Annotated in this window: 10 protein-coding genes and 1 other annotated feature; of the genes, 1 reads left to right on the forward strand and 9 read right to left on the reverse strand. The window is 38.3% G+C overall.

What is annotated here, in order from left to right; genetic code table 11:
• The first annotated feature begins 90 nt into the window (after window positions 1-90).
• Window positions 91-621, forward strand: coding sequence for a transcription repressor NadR (locus tag M3627_RS10690; protein ID WP_169357995.1), 531 nt, complete (start codon window positions 91-93; stop codon window positions 619-621).
• 286 nt (window positions 622-907) lie between these two features.
• On the opposite strand, the gene pheA is transcribed toward M3627_RS10690, so the two are convergent.
• From pheA to M3627_RS10735, 9 genes are all read right to left on the reverse strand, one after another.
• Window positions 908-1,786, reverse strand: a complete 879-nt coding sequence (gene pheA, locus M3627_RS10695; RefSeq protein WP_251555612.1) for a prephenate dehydratase — start codon at window positions 1,784-1,786, stop codon at window positions 908-910.
• Between the two features lie 13 nt (window positions 1,787-1,799).
• Window positions 1,800-2,255, reverse strand: coding sequence for an ACT domain-containing protein (locus M3627_RS10700; protein ID WP_169359905.1), 456 nt, complete (start codon window positions 2,253-2,255; stop codon window positions 1,800-1,802).
• Window positions 2,256-2,270: 15 nt separating this feature from the next.
• On the reverse strand, window positions 2,271-3,560 hold the full coding sequence (gene obgE, locus M3627_RS10705) for a GTPase ObgE (RefSeq protein WP_251555613.1): 1,290 nt from the start codon (window positions 3,558-3,560) through the stop codon (window positions 2,271-2,273).
• Window positions 3,561-3,565: 5 nt separating this feature from the next.
• Window positions 3,566-4,099 carry a Spo0B domain-containing protein gene (locus M3627_RS10710; RefSeq protein ID WP_169359903.1) on the reverse strand — a complete coding sequence of 178 codons (534 nt, stop codon included), beginning with the start codon at window positions 4,097-4,099 and terminating at the stop codon, window positions 3,566-3,568.
• A 139-nt stretch (window positions 4,100-4,238) separates the two neighbouring features.
• Window positions 4,239-4,529 (reverse strand): 50S ribosomal protein L27, encoded by a 291-nt coding sequence (gene rpmA, locus M3627_RS10715; RefSeq protein WP_144535725.1) that lies wholly within the window; start codon window positions 4,527-4,529, stop codon window positions 4,239-4,241.
• 12 nt (window positions 4,530-4,541) lie between these two features.
• Window positions 4,542-4,877 (reverse strand): ribosomal-processing cysteine protease Prp, encoded by a 336-nt coding sequence (locus M3627_RS10720; protein WP_251555614.1) that lies wholly within the window; start codon window positions 4,875-4,877, stop codon window positions 4,542-4,544.
• A 1-nt stretch (window position 4,878) separates the two neighbouring features.
• On the reverse strand, window positions 4,879-5,187 hold the full coding sequence (gene rplU / locus M3627_RS10725; protein ID WP_142538629.1) for a 50S ribosomal protein L21: 309 nt from the start codon (window positions 5,185-5,187) through the stop codon (window positions 4,879-4,881).
• A 14-nt stretch (window positions 5,188-5,201) separates the two neighbouring features.
• Window positions 5,202-5,281, reverse strand: a sequence feature (ribosomal protein L21 leader region).
• 51 nt (window positions 5,282-5,332) lie between these two features.
• Window positions 5,333-5,896, reverse strand: a complete 564-nt coding sequence (locus tag M3627_RS10730) for a site-2 protease family protein (RefSeq protein WP_251555615.1) — start codon at window positions 5,894-5,896, stop codon at window positions 5,333-5,335.
• Window positions 5,897-5,918: 22 nt separating this feature from the next.
• Window positions 5,919-6,467 carry a hypothetical protein gene (locus M3627_RS10735; RefSeq protein ID WP_169359900.1) on the reverse strand — a complete coding sequence of 183 codons (549 nt, stop codon included), beginning with the start codon at window positions 6,465-6,467 and terminating at the stop codon, window positions 5,919-5,921.
• Between the last annotated feature and the right edge of the window lie 473 nt (window positions 6,468-6,940).

Here is a 6,940-nt window from a genome sequence, read left to right on the forward strand (position 1 = left end):
TGGTCACAGATTTTAAAACAATGTTACTTCCCTTCATGATAAACTTATGAATAGTAACTATACCGTTATGCAAGATTGGAGGGATTTACATTGAAAAAATTAAAAGGGGCAGCGCGAAGAGAATGGATTTTGACTTATTTAAAGGAACAGGACTCCCCAATCACTGGAGCTGATCTTGCGAAGCTAACTAATGTAAGTAGGCAGGTTATCGTCAGTGACATCACATTACTAAAAGCTATTAACCATCCTATTTTGTCTACCAGTCAAGGTTACATCTTACTTCCCAATCAAGAGGAAAGTAATTTTGTAAAAAGAAAAATTGCCTGTAATCATAAGTCAGAAGATACAAAAGACGAGTTACTGACATTAGTGGATGCAGGTGTCACAGTGGAAAGTGTAACTGTAGAGCATCCGGTTTATGGAGAAATCACCTCCTCTATCATGGTTTCTAATCGTCATGATGTCGAAAACTTTTTAAAAAAAGTCCAAGAAACAGAGGCGTCTTTTTTATTAGAGCTAACTGCCGGCCTTCATATTCATTTGTTATCTGCTCCAAATGAACAGATATTACAACGAGGAATCACAGCAATACGAGAAAAAGGCTATGTGTTTGAGGGTTAATATTCATTAAGAAAAGCGCAAACTACTATGTCTGCCCCGACAGGCAAATGGGAAAAAGCGAGGAGGCAGCTCCTCAGCCACCGGAGCTTTTATCCATTTGACCCCGAGGGGCAAGGCGATGGAGCTAGACATGAAGAAAAGCGCAAACGCCTATCTCTGCCCCGACAGGCAAATGGGGAAAAGCGAGGAGGCAGCTCCTCAGCCACCGGAGCTTTTATCCATTTGACCCCGAGGGGCAAGGCGATGGAGCTAGACATTTCCTAAACAATAAAAAAGCGGAAGCATCTCAGTTAGTGGATGCTTCCGCTTTTGTTTCATATGTATAGTAGGAGCCGAGTGATTTTACTTCACACCCTAAAGCTATTAGCTCTTCCATCGCACCTTTCATCATAGGTGCTTTTTCATTTTCAAGCACATCGATAATAAAAAAGTACTGTCCTAGCCCCGTCTTCAACGGACGAGATTCAATTTTACTTAAGTTCAGCTGACGCCAAGCGAATACGGAAAGAACTTGATGTAAAGCACCAGATCGGTCATCTTTTGGCAATGTAATCATAACCGTCGTTTTAATTTGTCCATTATGACCTATTTCTTCAATACTTGTTTTCGTCTTTGAAAGGACAAAGAAACGAGTATGGTTAAAATGGAAATCATGAATATTTTGTTCCACGATTTTCAGCCCATATTCTTCAGCAGCTGAAGTATTAGCAATTGCTGCAATACATTGATCACTGTGCTCCGAGACATATTTGGCTGCCGCTGCAGTTGAGGATGCTTGCTCAAGTGGCACCTTACCAAATCGGTAATACAAATATTTATGACACTGGGCCAAAGCATGAGGATGGGAGTAAATGTTTGAGATCTCTTCCCATCTTTTTTCATTATTTGGATGAACCATTAAATGCTGTGCTATCGGCGATAGAATTTCTGCAATCACAAAGACGTTAGCTTCGTGAAACAAATAATCTATTGTTAAAGGAACTGTTCCTTCTAGCGCATTTTCTAATGGTACTACTGCTATTTCAACTTGACCGTTGCTCACCATCTCAATACACTCTGGAATCGTACGGATAGGTAACAATGGTGCCTCTGGAAATAATGCCTGTGTTGCTAAGTGGGTAAAAGATGCCTCAGGTCCAAGAAAAGCAACTTGGTGATTAATCATACACAAACACTCCTTAAAAAGCACCAGAACTAATTATTTCTGCTGATTCTACAAAGTCTAGTCGCTTCATTTCGTTTATAAACTCGTCTAATTCCTTTGCCATGGCTGTTACATCCAATGACAATGTCACGCTAGCTCGTCCCTGTATCGGGATCGTTTGGTGAATTGTTAAGACATTGCAAGCATAATCAGCCACTAGGGATAATAATCGTGCAAGCGTTCCTTCTCGGTCCTCTAACTGTAAAAATACAGTTAAGATTCTTTCTTGTACAATAGAATGGAACGGAAAAACCGCATCACGATATTTGTAAAAAGCACTACGCGATAAATCGACTTCTTTCACAGCATCCCAAATCGAGGAAACTTTCCTCGATTGAAGGAGATGCTTAGCTTCTAAAGTTTTTTGCATTGCTTCTGTCAACACATCTTCTCTCACTAGAAAAAATCGTTGGCTTGTAACATCCTTCATGCGGTTCCCATCTCCCTATTCGATAAATTCAAACTCGAATTGTAATAGTCGTACAGTATCTCCATCTTTTGCACCACGTGTACGAAGAGCATCATCGATACCCATTCCACGTAATTGTCTAGAGAATCTGCGGATAGAATCTTCTCGACTGAAGTCTGTCATTTTAAATAATCTTTCTACAGTACCACCAGAAAGTACAAATGCACCATCGTCATCTCTAGAAATAACAAAGTCATCCTTAGAAGCTTCATGCTTGTACATAACAGATGTTTCTGTTTCTTCTTCCTGCATATGCTCTAATGGATACTCAGGAGCATCTTCTAAGATATCAGCTATAGCAAAGAGCAATTCCTGTAATCCTTGACGAGACACTGCAGAAATAGGGAATATTTTTGCATCTGCTCCCACTTTTTCTTTAAATGCTTTTAGGTTTTCCTCTGCTTCAGGCATATCCATTTTGTTTGCTACTATAATCTGAGGACGTTCAGTCAATCGTAAATTATATTGTCTTAACTCCTCATTAATCGTTACATAATCCTCGTAAGGCTCGCGACCTTCCATGCCAGACATATCAATAACATGTACAATTACACGAGTACGTTCGATATGACGCAGGAATTGATGTCCAAGGCCTACACCTTGATGAGCACCTTCGATAAGTCCAGGTAAATCAGCCATTACAAAGCTGCGGTGATCTTCCGTTTCTACTAGCCCTAAGTTAGGTACAATGGTTGTAAAATGATACGATGCTATTTTAGGCTTAGCCGCTGATACTACAGAGAGTAATGTAGATTTACCAACACTTGGGAAGCCTACTAGTCCTACATCAGCTAACACTTTTAACTCTAAAACAACGTTTAACTCGAATCCTGGTTCTCCTTTTTCGGATAACTCAGGTGCTGGATTCGCTGGTGTTGCAAAACGTGAATTTCCACGTCCGCCTCTTCCACCTTTAGCAATAACAGCTCTTTGTCCATGCTCCACTAGGTCAGCGATAACTTGTCCAGTTTCCTCATTCATCACTACAGTTCCTTCTGGTACTTTAACAATTAAATCATCCGCGTTTGCACCGTGCATATTCTTACTACCACCGTGTACTCCTCGGTTAGCTTTAAACTGTCGCTTATATCGGAAATCCATCAAAGTACGTAATCCTTCATCTACTTCAAAGACTACGTTACCTCCATTTCCTCCATCGCCCCCAGCGGGACCTCCCATAGGAACATACTTCTCACGACGGAAACCAACCATACCATCTCCGCCATCTCCACCTTTTACATACACCTTTACGTGATCGACAAACATTTATTTCACTCCAATCTTTCCTTTGCAACTAACTTAAATTGCAGGTATCCTACTGTGTTGTTCAGTCTTTCCATAGTAAATAATTCATGATTCGAATATTCTATCCAAGAGAATGGAGACCAATCTCCATTTACTTCAATTATAACTTCAAGTAATTCATTTGAATGGATATGAACCTTTAGAATCTGTTCTTGATAGCCTTGCAGCTTAGGATAAATTGTTTGCACAAAGCAATCGAGAATATTTTCTAATTCATAATCGAACATTTCTAATCCACGTTTGGACACAGATGTTTGAATTTCTAAAGTCATCTGACCATACGTTATAGGAAACGTTTGCAGCCATTCATTCGTCTTTAACAATCCTAAATTGTTTAAATCGAAGAATTGGGCGCACTTCTTTGAATACCTATGAATTAATTGTTTAGCCTCTTCGGGTCTACCGATATCCAAATTCATTTGAATTAAATGCATCTGATTTAAAAAATCATGCATGGAATGACGAAGTACTTCGTTAATTGATATATTTTTAGGATTCATATTAGTATACACGCTCCAACGTTTACTATCCTTCTAGTATAACAGGTATAGAATTATTTTGTGCAGGAGTATGATTACTTTTTTGTTATTTAAGAAAATAAAAAAGGACTGCATAAATGCAGTCCTCTTATTTTGTAAATTAAGCTTCTTGAGCTACAGGATATACACTTACTTTTTTCTTGTCGCGGCCGAAACGCTCAAAGCGCACTACACCGTCAACTTTCGCGAAAAGTGTGTCATCTCCACCACGGCCAACGTTTTCACCTGGGTGAATTTTTGTACCGCGTTGACGGAATAAAATTGATCCGCCTGATACGAATTGTCCATCAGCACGTTTAGCGCCTAGACGTTTCGATTGAGAGTCACGACCATTTTTAGTCGAACCTACTCCTTTTTTCGATGCGAAAAACTGAAGATCTAATCTTAACATATGTTCCACCTCCTACTTTTTGAAGGTTATTTTTATATACTTAGCGTAATCTTGCTCAATCGTTTGTAAAGATACAATCATTGCCTCCAATATTAACTGCATGCTTGCAGCTTTTTCAGAGCTTTCAATGCTAGGTACTTCAACGTATAAATACCCTCCGTCACCCCTTTGCTTAATAATAGGAGTAATTTTTGTAAGTGAGATAATGGCATTCACTGCACCAAATGATACAGCAGAAGCTCCTGCACAAACTAAATCCTTCCCATGTTCAGCAAAATCAGCATGTCCTTTCATTTCAAAGGAATGAATAAGACCTGATTGATCTCGTGTAACAGTCACTTTAATCATATTATAAGCTAATAGATTCTACTACTAATTTAGTATATGGTTGACGGTGACCTTGTTTTTTACGATAGTTCTTTTTAGCTTTGTATTTGAAAACGATGATTTTTTTAGCTTTGCCGTTTTTTACAACTTTCGCTGTAACTTTAGCACCTTCCACGAATGGAGCACCAACTTTAACATCATTCCCACCTACGAATAAAACTTTATCAAAAGTTACAACTTCATCAGCGTTTACATCTAATTTTTCAATATAGATTTCTTGCCCTTGTTCAACTTTGATTTGTTTACCACCAGTTTCAATAATTGCGTACATTTACCTGCACCTCCTCTTAGACTAAGACTCGCCTTACAAAAGGTGATTCGATTACTCGAATGCTTGAACCTTTTCAGAGCGGTTGTAGCAACGGGTGCTGCTACAAACAATAACATTAAAATGTTAACACATATAAAAAATCGAGTCAAGCGTTTTTCGTCATCCGATCAAATGCTAGCTTGTACTTTCTAAATCTCCAAGAAGAATAATTTTGTATAGCAATAAACAAAAAGATTAGCGATACAAATAAACCTTTAGGAAAGTAGTACAGACTGGTATAAAAGATTAGCATACTGATCCATAGAGAAAAACTGACTAACTCGATATAAAAGTTCGGAAATATTGAATAGATAACGCGTCCGCCATCAAGTGGATAAATAGGAAGTAAATTTAATCCTAGAATTACTAGCTGCGTATAGGTAAGTAGCTCCACCTGTGGAAAATGCAAAATTAGACTTAATAAAAGAAGTAACAAAGTAACAAATGGTCCTCCAAAAATAACAACAAGTTGCTCTCTCTTTTCCCATTTAGAAAATTGTTCGATTTTAATTTCTCCTCCATACGGGAGAATCGTACATGAATATATTTTCCCACCAACTAGCTTTGCAGCTCCTAAATGACCTAATTCATGTAAGATGAGAGAGCCGAAAACGATAGCATAAACTGCAATCTCTCCAGATAAATAGAAAAAAAGAAGAAAGGGGATCATAATCGGATGTATACGGAAAAGCCTATTCTTCATAGTTTAAAGCTAGCCAGTCAACGATTTCCGTCGTATCTAATACTTCCCCATCCTTCTCTACTTGCACATACAGTATATCTCGCTTTACTGATGCAAATATTTCTCCAGCGCTTACAGAAGTATAGGGTAGCTGGAAGAAATCCTCCACAAATCCATAAGTAACTGTTTCTCCATTGTCGTACAAAATAGATATAGTCTTGCCTGTTTTCTTCTTATAGCCAGTAAATATAATCAGTCCATTTTCAGAAGCTCCAATTTCCTGTGAAGCAGAGAGCGACAGAACTGCCCCCTCACTATATGGTTGAATAGTGCTATACTCCAGTACTGGATTTTCTAAAAGCGGTCCACTCACTGTGACTACTTCCTCGTTTGGGGTAATCCAATCTCTTACTTTTTGATACATTTCTGTAGGCTTTTGAGGAGCTAAAAGTTTAGAAGCATAGTTAGTAGACAGTGCGTCATTTTCTTCTAATTTGTCCATCGCGATAAAAGTAAATACTAATAGAAATGCAAGAACCCATTTTCTTTTCGATAGCATAACATTCCCCCTAAAAAAATATATGACTATCTGTCCCATTTCATGATAGAAAAATGGAATTGCTAATAATTTTAACGTTCTTGTTTAAGAGGTAAATGAAATTAATAGTAAGTAGATTTTGATTTACGTTCCAGACGGAGGCTTTCCGCCGGCATGGCAGTTATGCTTCTATTTATGAATTTATCTATTTTATATACTTTTAAAAGCATTAATAGCGAGTAGACTTTGATTTACGTTCCAGACGGGCGCTTTCCGCCGGCATGGCCTCAGCCTCCTCGTCGCTGTGCTGAGGGCACTGAAAAACTTACGTTTTTATAATAATTTTGTTTTTGAAAATTAAAAAAGCGTACTTTTTGTTCAAACTGAACAGAAAATACCCTTTTTCATTGCCTTATTCTTGCTCTCATTCGTTAAGTAACTTTAGGATTCGCTTCAAGTTGACCGCAAATATGGTTGTGGCTCCTTGTATTTCC

Origin of the sequence: Psychrobacillus sp. MER TA 171, assembly GCF_023713305.1 — a bacterium.
GTDB lineage: Bacteria > Bacillota > Bacilli > Bacillales_A > Planococcaceae > Psychrobacillus.

Excerpts from the sequence above, each read along its gene's own strand:
- M3627_RS10700 (WP_169359905.1), bottom strand. The coding sequence starts at position 2,255 with ATGAAGGATGTTACAAGCCAACGATTTTTTCTAGTGAGAGAAGATGTG.
- rpmA (WP_144535725.1), bottom strand. The coding sequence starts at position 4,529 with ATGTTAAGATTAGATCTTCAGTTTTTCGCATCGAAAAAAGGAGTAGGT.
- rplU (WP_142538629.1), bottom strand. The coding sequence starts at position 5,187 with ATGTACGCAATTATTGAAACTGGTGGTAAACAAATCAAAGTTGAACAA.
- M3627_RS10710 (WP_169359903.1), bottom strand. The coding sequence starts at position 4,099 with ATGAATCCTAAAAATATATCAATTAACGAAGTACTTCGTCATTCCATG.
- M3627_RS10735 (WP_169359900.1), bottom strand. The coding sequence starts at position 6,467 with ATGCTATCGAAAAGAAAATGGGTTCTTGCATTTCTATTAGTATTTACT.
- M3627_RS10720 (WP_251555614.1), bottom strand. The coding sequence starts at position 4,877 with ATGATTAAAGTGACTGTTACACGAGATCAATCAGGTCTTATTCATTCC.
- pheA (WP_251555612.1), bottom strand. The coding sequence starts at position 1,786 with ATGATTAATCACCAAGTTGCTTTTCTTGGACCTGAGGCATCTTTTACC.
- obgE (WP_251555613.1), bottom strand. The coding sequence starts at position 3,560 with ATGTTTGTCGATCACGTAAAGGTGTATGTAAAAGGTGGAGATGGCGGA.
- M3627_RS10730 (WP_251555615.1), bottom strand. The coding sequence starts at position 5,896 with ATGATCCCCTTTCTTCTTTTTTTCTATTTATCTGGAGAGATTGCAGTT.